Genomic DNA, 20,288 nt, shown 5'->3' with positions numbered 1-20,288 from the left:
CGTGCGCGGAGCCTAGCACCGTTCGGTGCGCGGCGGGTACGCGCCAAAGCGGCGCATCCAACGTGCACAAAGGTCTAGGGTGAGCGGACTATGCGGGGCGGACGATGAAACCGGCAACCGCCGCCCTGTGTTCTTTTCGGGACAGGAGGTGACGATGAGCGATCCGCGCAAGCCCGAACAGAACCCGCCGGTTCCGGCGGACCCGGTTCCAACGGATGAGGAACGCCGCGAGGACGAGCGGCCCGATCAGGTGGGGATCATCCCCGGCAAGGTGCCGGGCCGCCCCATTGATCCCGGCGATCCGCGCTTTCCGGGCAGTCAGCCGGATTTGGCGTGAGGGAGGGGGGCGTGGTGGCCCCCACCCAACCCTCCCCCGCTCTCGCAGGGGAGGGCTTAACTCCTCCCCCTGCGAAGCGGGGGGAGGTCGGGAGGGGGCTCGCCGCGACAACGTTCCTCAGCTTCCCCCGTCGATCGTCCGCGTCGCGGTCACGCCTTCCGGACGGCCGACCAGCACGGTCAGCAGCTGGTTGGGGTCGAGCAGCCGCTTCGCCACCCGCTGCACGTCGGCCTGGGTGACGCCGTTGATGAAGGCGTCGCGACGGTCGAGATAGTCGATGCCCAGCTTGTCGCGCTTGACCTGGAGCAGGATGCGCGCGATGGCCTGCGTGCTGCCGAGCTGCAGCGGGAAGCTGCCGGTCAGATAGGTCTTGGCGTCGGCCAGCTCCTCCTCCGTCACGCCCTGCTCGGCCATGCGCTTCCATTCCTGGCGCATGATGTCCAGCGCCTGCCCGGCCTTGGCGTTCACCGTGTTGCCGCCGGCCATGACCAGCGCGGAATGATCCATCGGGATCAGGTAGCTGTAGACGCCGTAGCTGAGGCCGCGCTTCTCCCGCACCTCCTCCATCAGGCGGGAGCCGAAGCCGCCGCCGCCCAGGACGTAGTTCATCACGGTCGCCGCGTACCAGTCGGGGTCGGAGCGCTTGAGCCCCGGCTGGCCCATCAGCATGACCGTCTGGGCCGTCGGCCGGGTGGCGACCAGCGTCTCGCCCAGCCCCTTCGGCTCGACGTCGGGGATGGCGGCGTTCGCGGAGGTGGCGGGCAGGCCGCCGAACACATGGTCGAGCGCGCGGCCCAGATCTTCCGGGCTGATGTCGCCCGCCGCGGCGACGACCAGCCGGTCGCGCCCGAAGCCGGCCTTCACGAAGCCGCGCAGGTCGTCCGGGGTGATCGTCGGCAGCGACTCCAGCGTGCCGCGGATCTCGTCGCCGTAGGGGTGGCCGGGGTAGGCGGTGGAGTAGAACAGCCGCCGTCCGACGTAGTTGGGGTCGGCCTGATCGCGGCGCAGGCTGGACAGCACGGCGGCGCGCATGCGCTCCACCGCCTCCGCGTCGAAGCGCGGCTCGGCCAGCGACAGGCGGGTCAGCTCGAACGCCTCGTCGCGGCGGTCGCTCAGCGTGCGCAGGCTGCCGCCGAAGCCGTCGCGCCCGGCGTCGTAGCCCAGCGCGATGGCGTTGTCCTGGAGCCGCGCGGCGAAGGCCTGGCTGTCATAGGGACCGGCGCCCTCGTCCAGCGTGCGGGCGGCGAGGTTGGCGAGGCCCTCCTTGCCCTTGGGGTCGGACGCGCCGGCCCCTTCGAAGGCCCATTCCAGGGCGATGATGGGGACCTTGTGGTCCTCGACCAGCCACGCCTCGATCCCGCCGGGGCTGACCACCCGCTTGATCTCGATGGCGGCGGCGGGGGCGGCGACGGCGAAGGCGGTCAGGAGCAGGGTGAGGACGGAGAGTATCGCCCTGTTAGGCACGAAGCGTGCGATCATCTCAGCTTCCCTTGTCCTGGAGCGGCAGCAGAAGGCCGGTGACGTGGTTGGTCTGGCCCAGAACGGCGCGGGCGGCGGCGTTGACCTGATCGGCGGTCACCGCGTCGATGCGCACCGGCCAGTTCTCCACGTCGTCGATGCTCTGGCCGGTGGCGATGGCCGCGCCCAGCGTCTGGGCCGGGCCGGTCAGGCTGTCGCGGGCGTAGGCGGCCTCGGCGAGCATGCGCTTCTTGGCGGTGGCCACCTCCTCCTCCGTCACGCCCTTCTCGACGAGCGTCCGGATGTCGGCCTCCAGCGCCGCCTCCAGCTTCTCCATGGTGACGCCGGGGGCCGGCGAGGCGCCCGCCGCCAGCGAGGTCATGTCCCAGGACGACGGGCTGTAGCCCAGCCAGGCCGAGGTGGCGATGCGCTGCTCGACGACGAGACTGCGGTAGAGGCGGGAGGTCGGGCCGCCGCTCATGATCTCCGACAGCACCTGGAGCGGGTAGGCGTAGCCTTCCTTGTCGGTGCGGTAGGAGGGGGCGAGCCAGTTGCGGCGGATGGAGGGCTGGCGCACCTCGTCGTCGCGCAGGATGACCCGGCGGGCGGCGCTGATCGGCGGCTCCTGAACGCGGACGCGCTCCGGCACCGGGCGGGCGGGAATGCCGCCGTAGTATTTCTCGGCGAGCGGCTTCAGCTCCTCCGCCGTCACGTCGCCGGACACCACCAGCACGGCGTTGTTGGGGGCGTACCAGCTCTTGTAGAAGGACTCCGCCTCCTCCCGCGTCAGGGTGGCCATCTCCTGCGGCCAGCCGATGATCGGCGTGCCGTAGGGGTGGTGGACGTAGAGGGTGGCGTTGACCTGCTCGCCGATGCGGTCGGCGGGCTCGTTCTCGATGCGCTGGCGGCGCTCCTCGATGATGACGTCGCGCTCCGGGTAGACGACCTGATCGGTGAGGCGGAGGTTCGACATGCGGTCGGCCTCCATCTTCATCACCAGCTCCAGCCGGTCGCGCGCCACGTTCTGGAAATAGGCCGTGTAGTCCCAGGAGGTGAAGGCGTTGTCGCGCCCGCCGTTCTTGGCGACGATGCGGGAGAAGGCGCCGGGCGGAACCTCCTCCGTCCCCTTGAACATCAGATGTTCCAGGAAATGGGCGATGCCCGACACGCCGCGCGGCTCGTCCGCCGCGCCCACCTTGTACCACACCATGTGGGTGACCACCGGCACGCGCTGGTTGGTCACCAGAACGACCTGCATGCCGTTGGACAGGGTGAAGGTCTCCGGGAAGAAGACCCCCTTCTCGGCGGCGAAGGCGGGGGTGGCGGCGGGGACGGCGCCGGCCAGGGCGAACGCCAGGACGCCCGCGGCGGCAAGCCGGCGCCAGGGCCGTTTCCAGGGTGGCGGGGCGGTGGGGCCGTTGGGGAGCATGGGCCTCTCGTTGGGAGCGAAGGGGACGGGACAGCAAAAGGGGGCGTCCCCGTCTGGGAACGCCCCCTAGATACTGGTGCCGCGAAGCGCCCGGAACAATGCCCGGAGTGGGAGCCCCGAGTTGGGGTCCTGGAATCGGCTTAGAACAGCCCTTCCAGCGGCGCCCGGCGCTTGCGTTCGATGGTCGGGACGGTGCCGTCGTTCAGCGCCTTGCCGGTGGCCTGGGCCTCGCGCAGACGCTGGTTCTCCTTCTTCGGATCGACGATCTCGTAGGGCTGCTGCTGCGTCTGCCAGAACAGCAGGGAGTCGATCCAGCTCTTGTCGGCGACGACGAGCTGGGTCGTCTCCTGGTCGACCTTGTTGCGGATGCCCGGCTCGATGCCGCTCTTGGCGCCGGCCTGGGCGATCAGGGCCGACTCGCCGGCGGTGCCGCCGGCCGTCCGGCCAGCCGCGGCGGTGGCGCGCGAGGAGCCGCCGAAGACCGAGGCGGCGGCCACCGCGGACGAGGTGGCGTCCTGCGGGCGCGCCGCGCCGGGGCGCGGCTCCGGCAGGCGGGCGAGGCTCGGCGGCATGGTCAGCGGCGCGCGGGACACGACCGTGAACTCGTCCGGGCTCGTGCGGTCGAGACCGATGGAGCGGCGGACGTCGGTGCATCCGGTGAGCGCCAGCGCGACGAGCGCCAAGCCCAGCAGCGGACCCCGCCCCAAAGAACGGGTGGAGCGCCGTGCGATGGAGGAGGCGAAGGAAAGCATGGTCACGTTCGAGTCCCGTCGTCTAGTCGTCAGGCCGCTTGTCGTCGGGCCGCGTCCCTTATAGCGGCTCCGTCGCGTGAACTATTACGACTTTTCGCGGCCGGCGAACAGCCCATCCAGCACGAGAAGCGCCACGCCGACGCTGATTCCGCTGTCCGCCACGTTGAAGGCCCAGAAATGCCACCCCCCGATATGAAAATCGAGGAAATCGGCGACGGCCCCGTAGAGGAAGCGGTCGATCACGTTGCCGATGGCCCCGCCGATGACCATTCCCAGCGCCAGCGCGAGGTAGCGCCGGTCGGCCTGCCGCAGCCAGAGCAGCAGCGCCACCACGATGGCGAAGGCCACCGCGGCCAGCACATAGGGCATGAAGGCGTGGGAGCTGCCGAAGGTGCCGAAGCTGACCCCGGTGTTCCAGGCCAGCACGAGGTTGAAGAAGGGCGTGACCTCGATGACCCGTGGATAGGGCTGCATGACCACGTCGAGGATCCACCATTTGGTGAGCTGGTCGAGGACCACCACCAGCGCGGCGACGGACAGGCCGAAGACCGTGTAGCTGCGGCTGCCGGACGTGGAGAGGCTGCTCATGGAGTGCTCCGAGGGGGTGGTGGGGTGGCGGCCGCGCTGGCCCCCCTCCCGACCTCCCCCCGCTGCGCAGGGGGAGGAGATGAAGCCCTCCCCTGCGAAGCGGGGGAGGGTTGGGTGGGGGCCCGGCGCAACCACCAAGCCCAATCAGAACGCCGGTTCCGCGTCCACGGCTTCGGCGCAACGGAGGCACAGCGTCGGGTGTGCGGCGTTCGTGCCGACCTCCGGAAGGATCTTCCAGCAGCGCTCGCACTTGCCCCCTTCGGCGAGGCCGGGCACCACCGCGATGCCGGCCACGTCGGGCAGGACGAACGCCCCCTCGGGCGCCGAGCCTTCCGCCACCGTGATCTGCGAGGTGATGCAGATCTCGGCGAAGTCCACGCCGTCCAGCAGCGCCTTGGTCGCCGCGTCCACGAAGACGGTCGGGTTGGCCTGGAGGGACGAGCCGATCTTCTTGTTGGCCCGCTCCAGCTCCAGCGCGCCGGTGACGGTGCGGCGGACGGTGCGGATGGACTCCCACTTGGCGGCGAGATCGTCGTCGCGCCACTCCGCCGGGATGGCCGGGAAGACGCGCAGATGGACGCTCTCCTCGCTCCAGCCCTCGACGCCGGTCAGACCTTCGGGACGGGCGAGCCACGCCTCCTCCGCGGTGAAGCAGAGGATCGGGGCCAGCCACGCGGTCAGGGTGGAGAGCAGATGCTCCATCACCGTGCGGACCGCGCGGCGGCGGACCGAGCCCGTCGCGTCGCAGTAGAGGCTGTCCTTGCGGACGTCGAAGTAGAAGGCCGACAGCTCCACGGCGCAGAAATTGTGGATCGCCACCGACAGGTCGTGGAAGTCGTAGGCCTCGATCTTGGCGCGGACCAGGGCGTCCAGTTCCGACAGGCGGTGCAGGACCCAGCGCTCCAGCTCCGGCATCTCCGCCACGGCGATGCGCTCGGCCGGGGTGTAGTCGGCCAGGGCACCGAGGATGTAGCGCAGCGTGTTGCGCAGGCGGCGGTAGTGGTCGGCCTGGTACTTGATGATCTCCGGACCGATGCGCTGGTCCTCGGTGTAGTCGGTGCTGACCACCCAGAGGCGCAGGATGTCGGCGCCGTACTTGTCGCAGACCTCCTGCGGGGCCACCACGTTGCCCAGCGACTTGGACATCTTGCGGCCCTGCTCGTCGAGCGTGAAGCCGTGCGTCAGCACCGCGTCGTAGGGCGCCCGGCCGCGCGTGCCGCAGCTTTCCAGCAGGGAGGAGTGGAACCAGCCGCGGTGCTGGTCGGAGCCTTCAAGGTACAGCGACGCCGGCCACTTCAGCTCGGGCCGCTGCTCCAGCACGAAGGCGTGGGTCGAGCCGGACTCGAACCACACGTCGACGATGTCCCTGACCTGCTCGTAATCGTCGGCGCGGTGGGCGTTGCCGAGGAAGTCCTGCGCCGGGCGGGCGAACCACGCGTCGGAGCCTTCCTTCTCGAAGATGTCGGCGATGCGGTTGAACACATCGGCGTCGCGCAGGATCGCGCCGTTGTCCTTGCGGACGAACAGGGCGATCGGCACGCCCCAGGCGCGCTGGCGGCTGATGCACCAGTCCGGGCGCTGCTCGATCATCGCGCGGATGCGGTTCTCGCCCTGGGCCGGGAACCACGTCGTGTCGGCGATCGCCTGCAGCGCCGTCTTGCGCAGGTCGTTCGTCTCCATGGAGATGAACCACTGCGGCGTGGTGCGGAAGATCAGCGGGGCCTTCGACCGCCAGGAATGCGGGTAGCTGTGCTTGACGCGGCCCTTGGCGAGCAGCGCCCCGACCTCCTGGAAGGCCTTCAGCACGGCGCCGTTGGCCTCGCCCGGCTTGCCTTCGGCGGTGTAGACGCGCAGGCCGGCGAACAGAGGGACGTGGTCGTAGTAGCGCCCGTCCTCGCCGACCGTCTGCGGCACCTCGATGCCGTTGGCCTGACCGAGATGGAAGTCGTCCTCGCCGTGGCCGGGAGCGATGTGGACGAAGCCGGTGCCGGCGTCGGTCGTCACGAAGTCGCCGGCCAGCAGCGGCACCTTGAAGTCGTAGCCGCTGCGGGTCAGCGGGTGGTGGCAGTAGCCGCCGGCCAGACGCGAGCCGGGGAAGCGGTGCAGCAGCCGCGCGTCGGCGATCTTGGTTTCCTTGAAGACGCTCTCGGCCAGCGCGGTGGCGATGACGAGCCGTTCGCCGACCTCGGCGAGGCTGCCCTCCTCGACCGCCAGCACCTTGTAGGTCGCGTATTCGATGTCGTCGCCGAAGGCGATGGCGCGGTTTCCCGGCAGGGTCCAGGGGGTGGTCGTCCAGATGACGATGTTGGCGTCGTCGACCTCCGGCGCCGGCGAGCCCCAGATGGCGAAGCGCGCGAAGACGGTGGTGGAGGTGTGGTCGTGGTACTCGATCTCCGCCTCGGCCAGCGCGGTCTTCTCCACCACCGACCACATGACCGGCTTGGCGCCCTTGTAGAGGCCGCCGTTCATGGCGAACTTGTGGATCTCGCGGACGATCTGCGCCTCGGCGGGCAGCGTCATGGTCAGGTACGGGTCGGCCCAGTTGCCCTCCACGCCCAGGCGGCGGAACTCGCCGGCCTGCACGTCCACCCACTTCTGGGCGAACTGGCGGCACTCGGCGCGGAACTGGTTGAGCGGAACCTCGTCCTTGTCCTTGCCCTCGGCCCGGTACTTCTCCTCGATCTTCCACTCGATGGGCAGGCCGTGGCAGTCCCAGCCGGGGACGTAGTTGGCGTCGAAGCCCTGCATCTGGCGCGAGCGGACGATGACGTCCTTCAGCACCTTGTTGACGGCGTGGCCGATGTGGATGTTGCCGTTGGCGTAGGGCGGGCCGTCGTGCAGGACGAACTTCTCGCGGCCCTTCGCCGTCTCGCGCAGCCGCTGGAAGAGGCCCATGTCCTCCCAGCGCTTCAGCAGCTCCGGCTCCTTGGTGGGCAGGCCGCCGCGCATGGGGAAGTCGGTGCGGGGCAGGAAGACGGTGGACTTGTAGTCGCGGGTCATGTCGGGGATATCCTGAACCTGAAGCAGAACCGTCGGGCGGCAGCGGTCAGGCCCCCGACGCACGCACAAACGAGGCGGTCCCGGCCCCCCTCAAGAGGCCGGGTTGGTAATTCGCGCCATACGCGCCATGACCCACGCCGGATGCAGCATCGCGCGGGATATTAGCGGTGTGGGCGGTGCGGTCAAGGCGCGGCGCCTCCGGGTGCGTCAGTCGAAGCTGGCCTTGCCACCGTGGGCGGCGGACCAGGTGACCGGGTCGTTCAGGAACTTCTCGACTTCCGACAGGGTGTTCTCGTCGAAGTACTGGTTCTCGCGGGCGACCTTCAGCACGTCCCACCAGGTGCACAGCTCGTGCAGGCGGACGCCGATGCGGTCCATGTTGGTCTTCGACTGCGGGAAGATGCCGTAATGGAAGATCACGAAGCTGTCGGTCACGGTGGCGCCGCCGTTGCGCAGCGCCGTGACGAAGTTCTCCTTGCTCTTGCCGTCGGTGGCGAGATCCTCGACCAGGATGACCCGCTGCCCCTCGGTCAGCACGCCCTCGATCTGGGCGTTGCGCCCGAAGCCCTTCGGCTTCTTGCGGACATACTGCATGGGAAGTTCCAGCCGCTCGGCGATCCAGGCGGCGAAGGGGATGCCCGCCGTCTCGCCGCCGGCCACCGCGTCGATGCTCTCGTAGCCGATCTCGCGCTCGATGGTCTGGACGGCGAAGTCCATCAGAGCCTTGCGGGCGCGCGGGAAGGACACGATGCGCCGGCAGTCGGTGTAGACCGGGCTCGCCCAGCCGGAGGTGAAGATGAAGGGCGTCTCGGCGTTGAAATGCAGCGCCTTGATTTCCAGCAGGATCTTCGCGGCGGTGGCGGCAATCGTCGCCCGGTCGGGCAGGGCAGCGGCGGTGGTCATGGCCTAACGGCTCCCAGGGAGGCTCAAACTGCCCCGTGTGTAGCCCCCCGGCGTGCGAATCGCAATGGCCGGTCCTTGCCGGTCAGCCCAGCCCGTGCCGGTTGGCCGGGATGAAGTCGTCGTCCAGAATTTGGGCGAGGCTGTAGGGGCAATCGGTGGGAAGGGCTTCGGGCGCCACGCCGTCGAACAGCTCCAGAGCCTTGGCCGCCAGCCGGTGCCCCCGCTTCCACGCCTTCGGGAGAAGATCGGGCGCCTTGCGCGCCAGGGTGCCGCTGTCCTCCAGCGCGTAGACCGCCCGGCCGCGCTGTTCCACGACGCGGAGCATCCATTTGTTGCGTGGCGCCGGGGCGGGTGAATGCTCCAGCTTCAGCAGATGTGCGATGACGTGGGTGAGGGCGCTGACCAGAGCGCTTTCCTGGCTGCGGCCCAGGCTTTCGACCTCCTCCGCCAGATTTTCCAGATCCAACTCGGAGTTGGCGCGCGTCTCGGTCATGCGACTCCCGGTGGAATCCGTCTGTCAGGCTACCCGGAACGCCGCGGGCGGTCCATGGGGCTCACTTCCCCGGCAGGGCCAGCGCGATGCAGCGGGTCAGCACCGGGTTGCCGGTCATCTCGCGGTAGGCCTGGACGATGGCGGGCTCGGCGGCCTTGCACTGCTCCATCGTCTGGAACTCGATGGTGGTCGGGCCGCCCTGGTTCAGGATGAAGAGAAGAAGGATCACGCGGTCCATCGCTCAACCCTCCGTCCGCGGTTCCTTGGCCAGCACGGCGCGGGCGGCGGCCGCGTCCTGGACGATCTGGTCCTTCAACTCGGTGAAGCTGCCGAACTTGCGCTCCGGCCGCAGGAACTCGATCAACTGCACGCGCAGATGCTGGCCGTAGAGGTCGCCGTCGAAGTCGAGGATGTGGGTCTCCAGCCGCTCCACCGTTCCGCCCACGGTCGGGCGGCGGCCCAGGTTGGCGACGCCGTCGCGCCAGACCGTGCCCGCCCCCTGGTCCACGCCGGTGCGCACCGCGTAGACGCCGAAGGCGGGGCGCAGATAGTCGGCCAGTTCCACATTGGCGGTGGGGAAGCCGATGGTGCGGCCCTTGTGGTCGCCGTGCTCCACGCGCCCCTCGATCTCCCAGGGGGAGCCGAGCAGCCGGGCCGCCTCGCGCGGGTTGCCGGCGACCAGCGCGTCGCGCACGCGGGTGGAGGAGTAGACGCCCTCCGCATCGTCGGACACCGGCCCGACCTCGGTCACGCCGAAGCCGTGCGCCGCGCCGGCCTGCCGCAGCAGGGCGGGGTCGCCGCTGCGGCCGTGGCCGAACAGGAAGTCGTAGCCGCAGACGACGTGCCGCGCGCCCAGCCCGGCCACCAGATCCTCCCGCATGAAGGCGTCGGCGGTCTTGTGCAGGAAGCTCTCGTCGAAATGGCAGACGAACAGCAGGTCGACCCCCAGCGCCTCGATGTGGCGGGCCTTGACGCGGAAGGGCGACAGGCGGAAGGGGGCGTCGTCCGGACGGAAGACGGAGCGGGGATGCGGCTCGAAGGTCATCACCGCCGAGGGCGCGCCGAGATCGCGGGCGATCCGCTGGGCGGTGGCGATCACCGCCTGATGGCCGCGGTGCACCCCGTCGAAGTTGCCCAGGGCGACGACGGCCCCACGGGCGTCCTCCGGCAGGTCGGCGGTGTGTCGGAACAATCGCATGCGTCACGCCCTGATGGTCTGCGGGCCGCGGACGGGCCCCGGAAACGATGGCGGCCCGCCGGGGCGGGCCATGCCATGGGCGTCTTATATAGACCGGAGCCGGCGCGTGGTCTACGCACCGGCGACCGGCAAGTCATTTCGCTTGTTGAAGGCTCGGTCCGGGACGGTCAGCCGCGCGACGGGACCATCAGCAGGGCCTCGCCCTCGATCACCACCGTCTCGCCGACGGTGCAGACCGTGCGGACGACGACGCGGCGCTTCTCCGGGATCACCTCGGTGACGGTGGCGCGGGCGGTCACCGTGTCGCCGGCGCGGACCGGCGCCTTGAAGCGCACGGTCTGGCTCATGTAGATGGCGCCCGGACCCGGCAGCTTGGTGCCCAGAACGGCGGAGATGAAGCTGACGCTCAGCATGCCGTGGGCGATGCGGCCCTGGAACATGGTGCCGCTGGCGTATTCCTGGTTCAGGTGGACCGGGTTGGTGTCGCCGGAGATGCCGGCGAACAGCACGATGTCCGCCTCGGTAACCGTCTTCGCGAAGGACGCCGTCATGCCGACGGACAAATCCTCGATGCAGTGGCCCTCGTTGTCCTTCAGGACTTGGCGAACATCATCCATACCGCGGTTCCTTTTCATCAAGCACCGGCAGAGCGGTGCGACAACACGTATGGTGCATTGCGATATATGCACTGCACCCACGCGATGGCAACACGACTCGCCTGAAATAGTGAAAAAACCGCTAACTTCTTCCGAAAGAGGAGGCAGTCGAGGCGCTCCGCCACTTTCCGGCAACCCGGCGATTTCAGAACCGTGACAGTAAAAGTGCGGAGCGGGGGCAGTTAATATGTGTACTGACAATTCGCCCTGCTGCATCGCGGAATGCGGGGCGACTCGGGGGCGACTCGGGGGCGGACGGCTTGACTTCCCGCCGCCGCAGCCAACCGTCACCTCTCATCCCCCCGAACCGCGACGGAATCCGACCCATGCCCCACCGCTTCGCGCTGGTCACCGGCGGCACCTCCGGCATCGGCGCCGGCTTTGCCCGCGCCCTGCCTGCCGACACCGGCCTTCTGCTGGCCGCCCGAAACGCCGAGGCCCTCAACACCGCCAAGATGGAACTGGAGGCCGCCGGTCGCCGGGTGGAGGTGCTGGCCACCGACCTGACCACCGACGCGGGGCGGAACGCCCTGATCCAGAAGGCGGAGACGCTGGAGATCGATCTGCTCGTCAACAACGCCGGGTCCGGCGCCTTCGGGCCGGTGCTCGACAACGCGCCGGAGGCGGAGCGGGCGACGGTGGAGCTGAACGTGGTGGCGACCACGGTGCTGACCCGCGCGCTGCTGCCCGGCATGATCGAGCGGGCGGCCCGCGACGGCCGGCGGGCCGGGCTGATCCTGCTGTCGAGCACGGCGGCCTTCCAGCCGATCCCGTTCCTCGGGACCTACTGCGCCAGCAAGAGCTTCGTCCTGGCCTATGGCGAGGCGCTGGCGACGGAGCTGAAGCGCAAGCCGGTGGATGTGCTGGTCCTGTGTCCCGGCGCCACACGCACCGCCTTCGGCAAGCGGGCCGGCTTCGCCCTGAACGCCCTGCCGGGGGCGGCCGATCCGCTGGACGTGGCGCGGGAGGGGTTGCAGGCGCTGGGGCGCCGCACGGTGCATGTGCACGGCTTCGGCACCCGCAACATGCTGCGCCCCTTCCTGTGGTCGCGCCACGCGGCGTCGGACGGGCTGGGCGCGCTGCTGGCCGCCTTCGACCGCGGCCGGCGCGCCGGGCGGACCGCCCGTCCGCCGCGCGAGGGGGCTTAGCGGTCGGACCCCGACCCGCTCTGCCGGTCGGCGCCGGACGATCCCGACCCGGACGATCCGGACCCGGACGATCCGGACAGGGCGGCGCCGTTCCCCTTCTTCTCGGAGGCGGGCTGCTCCGCCACCTGGGTCTTGTCGGCCTTCTCGGCCTTGGCCTCGACCTTCTCCTTCACGGCCTCGGTCGGCTGTTCGGACGGCTTGGCCTCGACGCGGACCGGGGCCACGCCGTCCTCGATCATGTCGAGCTGCTTGGCGGCCTTCTTCGACAGGTCGATGACCCGGCCGTCCACATAGGGGCCGCGGTCGTTGACGATGACGTCGACGCTCTTGCCGTTGTCCTGGTTGGTCACGGTGACCTTGCTGCCCAGCGGCAGCTCGCGCGAGGCGGCGGTCGGCTTGTTCTGGTCGAAGCGCTCGCCGCTGGCCGTCTTCCTGCCGTGGAACGAGCCGCCGTAGAAGGACGCCTCGCCCTCATGGACGATGACCGGCTCGCCCTCGTCCGTGCGTTCCACGGCGATCGGCGGCACCGACGCGTCCTTGGGGCTTTGCGATTTGGATGAGGGCTGGGCCTGGGCGGCGGCCATGGGGGACAGGGTCAGGGACAGGGCGCAGAGCGCCATGGACAGTTTACGCGCCATGTGCATTCGAATGTACCTCCCATTGGACCTCGACAACACCCGTGGGAGGACGGGGGTTCCATCGGACGGCTGGCGGACGGCTGGCGGATGGCCGCCTCCGTGCCGCGGGCTGGACCCGCCCGGCCCGATGATGCTTCAATCGTCCCGTCAACGAAGGAGCGCGCAGGAATGGCCGTGAGCGTGGCGGAACTGGGTGTGGAGCCACGATTCGGCTGGGTGACGATGGGAGACGGGACGCGGCTGCGCACCGCCCATTGGACGGCCGCCGCCGCGCCGCCGCGCGGCGCCGCGCTGCTGCTGACCGGCCGGGCGGAGTTCATCGAGAAATACGCCGAGACGGCGGGGGAGATGCTCGCCCGCGGCTTCGAGGTCTTCGCCTTCGACTGGCGCAACCAGGGCCTGTCCGACCGGCCCCTGCCCAACCCCCAGATCCATCACCTGGACAGCTTCGACACGCTGGCCGGCGACCTGCAGGAGGTGGTGGAGCGGGTGGTGAGGCCGCGGCAGCGGGGGCCGCTGCTGCTGGTCGCCCACAGCATGGGCGGGCTGGTCGCCCTCATGGCCCTGCTGCGCAACCCGGCCCTGTGCGACGCGGCGGTGCTGACGGCGCCGATGTTCGACATCTTCACCGGCCCGGTGCCGCGCCGCATGGCGGTCTGGCTGGCCGAGCGCCTCTGCGCCCGCGGGCGGGCCGCCGAATACGCCTTCGGCCAGCACGACTACGACCCGGTGGAGGGGCTGTTCACCCCGGTCAACCCGATCACCTCCGACCCCCGCCGCTACGCCACCTACCACGACGCCTTCCGCGACCGGCCCGAGCTGCGGGTGGGCGGGGTCAGCTTCGGCTGGGTGCGGGCGGCCCTGCGCGCCGCCGACCACATCCGCTTCACGGCGCCGCTGGAGCGGGTGACGACGCCCATCCTGCTGCTGAGCGCCCCCGCCGACGCCGTCGTCCGCTCGGAGTCGCACCGGCTGGCCGCCGCCCGGCTGGGCAACGCCGTGCTGAAGGAGCATCCCGACGCCAAGCACGAGCTGCTGATGGAGCGCGACGACATCCGCGACCGGGTGTGGGCGGACGTCGACGAGTTCCTGGCCGCCTTGCAATTGTAGGCTGGGCATCTGTAAGCCGGGCATCTGCGGGCCGGGCTGTGCTAGGTCCTTGGCGCGGGCGCCCGCGCGCCCACATGAGGGACGCTTTGCGCCTGCTTCTATGTTCAAGGGTCTGCCTTCCATGTCCGATTTCTGGAAAGAGTCCGGTTTCCATCTGCTGACGCGCGACGCCGACGGCTGGCTGGCGGTCACGCCGGACTTCCTGCGCGCCTACCTGATGCGGCCGGAGATGCGCCCGCCCGAGGACGCCTGCGAGACCGAGCACACGCTGTTCGCCGGCCTGCTCGACGATCCCGCCCGCCCCGTGCCGCCGGGCATGGTGGAGGCGCTGGCCGATGCGGACGCGCGGGAGAACTGGGCGGTCTGGCTGGGCTTCCGCGACCGGCTGCTCGCCGCCGGCACGGTCGAGGGCTGTTACCTCCGCCTGTTCCGCGAGGGCGCGCGGGGCGTGCCGGGGCTGTTCATCGACCAGATGGCCCATGTCATCCTGCGCAACATCCTGGACGGCACGCCGTCGGGCCTGCGGGCGCGGGCGGGCGAGCTGTTCTTCCGGCCCCAGACGGTGTCGGTGGACGACGGGCGGGTCCGGCTGGCCGACAGCGAGACGGTGGAGATGCTGGCCGCGACCGGCGGCTTCGGCAGCCTGGGCCGGCTGGTGGTGGAGGCCGGGACCGCCCCGCGCTCCGTCGATCTCGACATCCTCGACGAGACCAACCACCCCCGCTACTGGGAACGCGATTCGCGGCACGACACCGTGCTGGACGCGACCTTCGCCGCGGCCGGGCTGGACGCGCTGTGCCGCGTTCTGGAAGGCTGGGTGCGGCATTTCCTGGGGGTGGCGGTGTCGATCCAGCCGGTGCAGCGGATCAGCGACGAGCGCTGGGTCTGGCATGTCGGGCTGGACGGGGAGGCCACGGCGATCCTCAACGACCTCTACAACGGGGCCGAGGTGGGGGAGGACCGGCTGGCCCGCATCCTGTCGCTGTTCCGGCTGGAGTTCGCCGATCCCGCGGCGATGCGCGCCGACATCGCCGGGCGGCCCGTCTATCTGGCCCTGGCGATGACCGCCGACCGCAAGCTGCGCCTCAAGCCGCAGAACCTGCTGGTCAACCTGCCGCTGGCGCAGATGAACTGAAGAACGGCCCTATAACCATAAAGAAAGTGTGACTATCTGCCGCTCCCGGCGGCGGGCGGGCGGCGGCTTATAAGGATGTTTCCTGAAGGGGGAAACGTCATGCAATTAAACAATATGCAGCCGAAGACGATGAAGCCGAACCTTGCCGACCCGCGTTGGGAGACGATGGCGTGGCAGGACGGCTTCGGAGTCGGGAACGCGGTGATCGACGCCGACCACAAGCGCCTGTTCGAGCTGTTCAACGAATTCGTCACCGCGGTGAACGAGTTCCGTACCGACAGCGAGATCCAGGATGTGCTGAGGGAACTGCTCGACTACACCGACACGCATTTCGACCGGGAAGAGACGCTGATGCGCGAGCACGGCTATCCCGACTACACCGCCCACAAGGCGCTGCACGACAGCTTCGTCCGCCAGCTTCACGACGTGAACAGCGCGCTGGACGCGGGAGGGGAGAAGGGCGCCTTCGTGCTGGGCTTCCTCGCCAAATGGCTGTCCGGCCACATCCTGGGCGTGGACACCAAGCTGGGCGCCTACCTGCGCGAGCGCGGGGTGGAGGCGTAAAGGGCGAAACCCCTCTCCCGGGGCGGGAGAGGGGCTGTCCTCGGATGGTTACTGCTTGCTCGACTCGCCGCTGTGCTTCGGGCCGCGGTTCAGCGAGGTCATGCTGTCGCTGTACTGGAACTCCGGCATGTCGCGCACGCTCGCCTGGGTGACGTCGCGCAGCGTGATCGGGCCGTTGCCCGGAAGCACGTCGGCCAGCGCGATGTCCGCGGCGATCTCCTTGCCGCCGATGCCGAGGAAGCCGCCGCTCTGGATCACCAGGAGCTGGGCGTTGCCGTCCGGACCGAGGATCACGTCGGTCACCTTGCCGACCTTCTCGCCGTCCGCTCCGATCACCGTGCGGCTCATCAGATGCTCGACGCTGGCGCCGCCCGTGGCGTTGCTTGCGGGGCCGGCCGGGCGGGCGCTCTGGCCCTGGTCCATGATGACCGAGTTGGGGGCCTGGGCACCCGGGGTTTGGGCCGAGCCGCCGGTGCCGGTCTGGGCCACCGCGGCGCCGGTCGTCAGGGCCAGGGCGGACAGGGTCGCGATCACCGTCTTGTGCATGGAAGGTCTCCTCGTTGCACGAAACCGAACCTTCCAACCGGGGGGAGCGGGAAAGGTCACGCGGGACCGCCTGTGACATCGCGGGGCGACTCGAGGCGTCGTCCGGGAGCCTCGCGGCGGGACCGGTCCAGCGGGCAAAGGTGGGGTCGCGGGCGGGGGGACGGGAGAAGGGCGTACCGCCGATTCGCCCCCCGTGACTCCTGCGGTCGGAGGGGCCCGGCAACCCCGCGAAAGTGACGGATTCCTTACGGAAACCGGGCGCCGGAGGCTCTCTGGCGGGGACTAGATATGGGGGGTGGGCGGATTTTTTCCGGGAACCCCCGGCGGCTTGGCCCGTTGACCTAACGCGCCATATCTAGGAGGTAGGCCCGCGTCAAGCACACAATATCTTGGGTCGGGTCTTGCTTGGCCAGACGCTTGAGGCTAGGATGCGCACCAACATACAGGGTGTTGCGTTCGTCAGCCAGCGCGAGCTGCGCCGCACGGAGCGCGACACCTTTGTTCGCCAGCCAGAGGGAGCACGAGTCACATGCGGGTCCAGCGTCGTTTCACGAAAGAGGGTCAGGATGCTTACGCCGCTCTCGGCTTCCGCCGCACGACGAGCGAGATCCGCAACCCTGACGGCTCTGTGGTCTTCCAGCAGACGGACATCGAGGTTCCCGAGAATTACAGCCAGGTCGCCAGCGACATCCTGGCCCAGAAGTACTTCCGCAAGGCCGGCGTTCCGGTCGCCCTGAAGGCGGTCGAGGAGAACACCGTCCCGTCCTGGCTGTGGCGCAAGACCGCCGATGAAGCGGCTCTGGCCGCGCTGCCGAAGGAGAAGCGCTATTCCGGCGAGAAGTCGGCCAAGCAGGTCTTCGACCGTCTGGCCGGCACCTGGACCTACTGGGGCTGGAAGGGCGGCTATTTCGATACCGAGGCCGACGCCCACGCCTTCTTCGACGAGATGCGCTTCATGCTGGCCGCCCAGATGGCGGCCCCGAACAGCCCGCAGTGGTTCAACACCGGCCTGCACTGGGCCTACGGCATCGACGGCCCGAGCCAGGGCCACTTCTACGTCGATTTCAAGACCGGCCTGCTGACCTCGTCCGCCTCGGCCTACGAGCACCCGCAGCCGCACGCCTGCTTCATCCAGTCCGTCGCCGATGATCTGGTGAACGAGGGCGGGATCATGGACCTGTGGGTCCGCGAGGCGCGCCTGTTCAAGTACGGCTCGGGCACCGGCTCCAACTTCTCCCGCCTGCGCGGCGAGGGTGAGAAGCTGGCCGGCGGCGGCAAGTCGTCGGGCCTGATGAGCTTCCTGAAGATCGGCGACCGCGCGGCGGGCGCCATCAAGTCGGGCGGCACCACCCGCCGCGCGGCCAAGATGGTCACGGTGGACATGGACCACCCGGACATCGAAGCCTACATCGACTGGAAGGTGACCGAGGAGCAGAAGGTCGCCGCCCTCGTCACCGGCTCCAAGATCTGCCGCGAGCACCTGACCGCCATCATGGCCGCCGCCCAGGACGGCCAGGACCCGAAGGTCAACAAGGAGCTGAAGAAGGCCGTCGTCGCCGCCCGCAAGGCGCAGGTGCCGGAGAACTACGTCCAGCGCGTGATCCAGTTCGCCGCCCAGGGCTTCACCAGCATCGAGTTCAAGACCTACAACACCGATTGGGACTCCGACGCCTACCTGACGGTGGCCGGCCAGAACTCCAACAACTCGGTGCGCATCTCCGACGACTTCATCCAGGCCGTCCTGAACGACGACGAGTGGAAGCTGATCCGCCGCACCGACGGCACGGTCCACCGCACGCTCCGCGCCCGCGACCTGTGGGACAAGGTCGGCTACGCCGCCTGGGCCTGCGCCGATCCGGGGGTGCAGTTCGACACCACGATCAACGACTGGCACACCTGCCCGGCCTCGGGGCGCATCAACGCCTCGAACCCGTGCTCGGAGTACATGTTCCTCGACGACACGGCCTGCAACCTCGCCTCGCTGAACCTGATGTCGTTCCGTCTGAAGGACGGGTCCTTCGACGTCGAGGCGTTCGAGCACGCCTGCCGCCTGTGGACCATGGTGCTGGAAGTCTCCGTGCTGATGGCGCAGTTCCCGTCCAAGGAAATCGCCCAGCTGTCCTACGAGTTCCGCACGCTGGGCCTGGGCTTCGCCAACCTCGGCGGCCTGCTGATGGCCTCGGGCCTGTCCTACGACTCGGCGGAAGGCCGCGCCTACTGCGCCGCCATCTCCGCGGTGATGACCGGCGTCGCCTACGCCACCTCCGCCGAGATGGCGCAGGAGCTGGGCGCCTTCCCGGCCTATGAGCAGAACCGCGACCACATGCTGCGGGTCATCCGCAACCACCGCCGCGCCGCCTACGGCGAGATGGAGGGTTACGAGGCCCTGTCGGTCAAGCCGGTGCCCTTCGTCGCCGACGAGTGCCCGGAGCAGGAACTGGCGCTGGCCGCCGTCCGCGCCTGGGACATGGCGCTGGAGCTGGGCGAGCAGCACGGCTTCCGCAACGCCCAGGCCACGGTGGTCGCCCCGACCGGCACCATCGGTCTGGTGATGGATTGCGACACCACGGGCATCGAGCCGGACTTCGCGCTGGTGAAGTTCAAGAAGCTGGCCGGCGGCGGCTACTTCAAGATCGTCAACCGTCTGGTGCCGGAGGCCCTGCGCACGCTGGGCTACACCGCCGACCAGATCGCCGCGATCGAGCGCTACGCGGTCGGCCACGGGACGCTGAAGGGCGCGCCGGGCGTCAACCACGAGACGCTGAAGGCCAAGGGCTTCCCGGCCGAGGTGCTGGAGAAGCTGGAGGGCAACCTCGCCACCGCCTTCGACATCAAGTTCGCCTTCAACCGCTGGACGGTCGGCGCCGACGTCATCGTCGACACGCTGGGCATCCCCGCCGAGCAGATGGACGCGCCGGGCTTCGACCTGCTGACCGCTCTCGGCTTCACCAAGGCCGAGCTTGAGGCGGCGAACACCTTCTGCTGCGGCGCCATGACGCTGGAGGGCGCGCCCTTCCTGAAGGACGAGCATCTGCCGGTGTTCGATTGCGCCAACCCCTGCGGCCGCATCGGCAAGCGCTTCCTGTCCTGGGAATCGCACATCACCATGATGGCCGCCTCGCAGCCCTTCATCTCCGGCGCCATCTCCAAGACCATCAACATGCCGAACACGGCGACGGTGGAGGAGTGCAAGGACGCCTACCTGCTGTCCTGGCGCCTGGGCATCAAGGCCAACGCGCTGTACCGCGACGGCTCCAAGCTGAGCCAGCCGCTCTCCGCCGCCCTGCTGGACGACGAGGAGGACGCGGTCGAGGAGATCGTCGAGGCGGCCAACGCCACCCGCACCCAGATGGTGTCCGAGCGCATCGTCGAGAAGGTCGTGGAGCGGATCATCGAGCGCAAGCGCACCGAGCGCGAGCGCCTGCCGCACCGCCGCAAGGGCTACACCCAGAAGGCGACCGTCGGCGGCCACAAGATCTACCTGCGCACCGGCGAGTATGAGGACGGCCGCATCGGCGAGATCTTCATCGACATGCACAAGGAGGGCGCCGCCTTCCGCTCGCTGATGAACAACTTCGCCATCGCGGTGTCGATCGGCCTGCAGTACGGCGTGCCGCTGGAAGAGTTCGTGGAGGCCTTCACCTTCACCCGCTTCGAGCCGTCGGGCATGGTGACCGGCAACGACACCATCAAGATGGCGACCTCGGTCATCGACTACATCTTCCGCGAGATCGCCATCTCCTACCTGGGCCGCACCGATCTGGCGCACGCCACGCCGGAGGATCTGGTGCCCTTCACGGTGGGCAGCGGCGACAAGCAGGGCGACCTGCCGGAGACCGGCGCGGTCCAGCCGTCGGACATCGTCCGCAAGGTCGCGTCCACCGGCTATGTCCGCAACAACCTGCGCGTCCTGAACGGCGGGCAGACCCAGCGGGCGTCGGCCGCGGCGGCCCTGGCCGCCACCGGCGCCGCGGTCCAGGCCACGGCGTCCGCCGCCCACGCGGCGGTGGCCTCCAGCCCGGCGGTCGGCGCGGCGGTGGTCCATGCCGGCGGCACGGCCCCGGTCGGCGGCACCACCGGCACGGCCTACGGCGGCAGCAACAGCGACCAGCGCTACGACCGCATCCGCGAGGCCCGCGCCCGCGGTTACGAGGGGGATCAGTGCGGGGAGTGCGGCAACATGACGCTTGTCCGCAACGGCACCTGCCTGAAGTGCGACACCTGCGGCTCCACCACGGGCTGCAGCTGAGGCCAGCCGGTTCCATCCCCGGCATGGCGTGGAAAAGGGGAGGTCCTCGGACCTCCCCTTTTTTCATGCGCGCTCGGATTCAGG

18 protein-coding genes are annotated in these 20,288 nt (G+C 69.4%); 6 read left to right on the top strand and 12 right to left on the bottom strand.

Features of this window, described 5'->3' with window-relative positions; translation table 11 throughout:
- Window positions 1-154 precede the first annotated feature (154 nt).
- Window positions 155-337, top strand: a complete 183-nt coding sequence (locus TSH58p_RS08270) for a hypothetical protein (protein WP_109071395.1) — start codon at window positions 155-157, stop codon at window positions 335-337.
- Window positions 338-454: 117 nt separating this feature from the next.
- Here the strand turns inward: TSH58p_RS08270 and TSH58p_RS08265 are convergent, their stop codons facing one another.
- From TSH58p_RS08265 to TSH58p_RS08225, 10 genes are all read right to left on the bottom strand, one after another.
- Window positions 455-1,816 carry a pitrilysin family protein gene (locus TSH58p_RS08265; protein WP_109071394.1) on the bottom strand — a complete coding sequence of 454 codons (1,362 nt, stop codon included), beginning with the start codon at window positions 1,814-1,816 and terminating at the stop codon, window positions 455-457.
- Window position 1,817: 1 nt separating this feature from the next.
- Window positions 1,818-3,224: a pitrilysin family protein gene (locus tag TSH58p_RS08260; protein ID WP_109071393.1), complete on the bottom strand. Its 1,407-nt coding sequence runs from the start codon at window positions 3,222-3,224 to the stop codon at window positions 1,818-1,820.
- A 140-nt stretch (window positions 3,225-3,364) separates the two neighbouring features.
- Window positions 3,365-3,976, bottom strand: a complete 612-nt coding sequence (locus TSH58p_RS08255; protein WP_199230188.1) for a DUF3035 domain-containing protein — start codon at window positions 3,974-3,976, stop codon at window positions 3,365-3,367.
- A gap of 84 nt (window positions 3,977-4,060) precedes the next feature.
- On the bottom strand, window positions 4,061-4,564 hold the full coding sequence (gene lspA / locus TSH58p_RS08250) for a signal peptidase II (protein WP_109071391.1): 504 nt from the start codon (window positions 4,562-4,564) through the stop codon (window positions 4,061-4,063).
- A 144-nt stretch (window positions 4,565-4,708) separates the two neighbouring features.
- The gene (gene ileS, locus TSH58p_RS08245) at window positions 4,709-7,564 is read right to left on the bottom strand and encodes an isoleucine--tRNA ligase (protein ID WP_109071390.1); all 2,856 of its coding nucleotides are present in this window, start codon (window positions 7,562-7,564) and stop codon (window positions 4,709-4,711) included.
- Between the two features lie 207 nt (window positions 7,565-7,771).
- Window positions 7,772-8,467 carry an orotate phosphoribosyltransferase gene (locus TSH58p_RS08240; RefSeq protein ID WP_109071389.1) on the bottom strand — a complete coding sequence of 232 codons (696 nt, stop codon included), beginning with the start codon at window positions 8,465-8,467 and terminating at the stop codon, window positions 7,772-7,774.
- Between the two features lie 82 nt (window positions 8,468-8,549).
- Window positions 8,550-8,960, bottom strand: coding sequence for a DUF29 domain-containing protein (locus tag TSH58p_RS08235; RefSeq protein WP_109071388.1), 411 nt, complete (start codon window positions 8,958-8,960; stop codon window positions 8,550-8,552).
- 61 nt (window positions 8,961-9,021) lie between these two features.
- A complete protein-coding gene (locus TSH58p_RS33580; RefSeq protein WP_014239676.1) occupies window positions 9,022-9,198 on the bottom strand; it encodes a hypothetical protein in 177 nt (58 codons plus the stop codon).
- A 3-nt stretch (window positions 9,199-9,201) separates the two neighbouring features.
- Window positions 9,202-10,158, bottom strand: a complete 957-nt coding sequence (locus tag TSH58p_RS08230; protein ID WP_109071387.1) for a bifunctional riboflavin kinase/FAD synthetase — start codon at window positions 10,156-10,158, stop codon at window positions 9,202-9,204.
- 167 nt (window positions 10,159-10,325) lie between these two features.
- Window positions 10,326-10,775 carry a MaoC family dehydratase gene (locus TSH58p_RS08225; protein WP_109071386.1) on the bottom strand — a complete coding sequence of 150 codons (450 nt, stop codon included), beginning with the start codon at window positions 10,773-10,775 and terminating at the stop codon, window positions 10,326-10,328.
- A gap of 365 nt (window positions 10,776-11,140) precedes the next feature.
- On the opposite strand from TSH58p_RS08225, the gene TSH58p_RS08220 reads away from it, so the two are divergent.
- Window positions 11,141-11,962 (top strand): SDR family oxidoreductase, encoded by an 822-nt coding sequence (locus TSH58p_RS08220; protein ID WP_109071385.1) that lies wholly within the window; start codon window positions 11,141-11,143, stop codon window positions 11,960-11,962.
- Here TSH58p_RS08220 and TSH58p_RS08215 read toward each other — a convergent pair.
- Window positions 11,959-12,606 carry a septal ring lytic transglycosylase RlpA family protein gene (locus TSH58p_RS08215; protein WP_109071384.1) on the bottom strand — a complete coding sequence of 216 codons (648 nt, stop codon included), beginning with the start codon at window positions 12,604-12,606 and terminating at the stop codon, window positions 11,959-11,961. The two genes, TSH58p_RS08220 and TSH58p_RS08215, sit on opposite strands and share 4 nt — an antisense overlap.
- Before the next feature lie 162 nt (window positions 12,607-12,768).
- Here TSH58p_RS08215 and TSH58p_RS08210 point away from each other — a divergent pair, with 162 nt between their 5' ends.
- The 3 genes from TSH58p_RS08210 to TSH58p_RS08200 all read left to right on the top strand — a co-directional run bounded on the left by TSH58p_RS08210 (window position 12,769) and on the right by TSH58p_RS08200 (window position 15,409).
- Window positions 12,769-13,710 carry an alpha/beta fold hydrolase gene (locus tag TSH58p_RS08210; protein WP_109071383.1) on the top strand — a complete coding sequence of 314 codons (942 nt, stop codon included), beginning with the start codon at window positions 12,769-12,771 and terminating at the stop codon, window positions 13,708-13,710.
- 121 nt (window positions 13,711-13,831) lie between these two features.
- Window positions 13,832-14,845, top strand: coding sequence for a DUF6352 family protein (locus tag TSH58p_RS08205; protein ID WP_199230186.1), 1,014 nt, complete (start codon window positions 13,832-13,834; stop codon window positions 14,843-14,845).
- Window positions 14,846-14,944: 99 nt separating this feature from the next.
- Window positions 14,945-15,409: a bacteriohemerythrin gene (locus TSH58p_RS08200; RefSeq protein ID WP_158282637.1), complete on the top strand. Its 465-nt coding sequence runs from the start codon at window positions 14,945-14,947 to the stop codon at window positions 15,407-15,409.
- Between the two features lie 48 nt (window positions 15,410-15,457).
- Here the strand turns inward: TSH58p_RS08200 and TSH58p_RS08195 are convergent, their stop codons facing one another.
- Window positions 15,458-15,955 carry a PRC-barrel domain-containing protein gene (locus TSH58p_RS08195; RefSeq protein ID WP_247874177.1) on the bottom strand — a complete coding sequence of 166 codons (498 nt, stop codon included), beginning with the start codon at window positions 15,953-15,955 and terminating at the stop codon, window positions 15,458-15,460.
- Window positions 15,956-16,484: 529 nt separating this feature from the next.
- Here TSH58p_RS08195 and TSH58p_RS08190 point away from each other — a divergent pair.
- Window positions 16,485-20,204 (top strand): vitamin B12-dependent ribonucleotide reductase, encoded by a 3,720-nt coding sequence (locus tag TSH58p_RS08190; RefSeq protein WP_109071380.1) that lies wholly within the window; start codon window positions 16,485-16,487, stop codon window positions 20,202-20,204.
- The last annotated feature ends 84 nt before the right edge of the window (window positions 20,205-20,288 follow it).

The sequence above is a fragment of the Azospirillum sp. TSH58 genome (assembly GCF_003119115.1).
Classification (GTDB): Bacteria; Pseudomonadota; Alphaproteobacteria; order Azospirillales; family Azospirillaceae; genus Azospirillum.
This window is presented reverse-complemented; position numbering and strand designations above follow the sequence as displayed.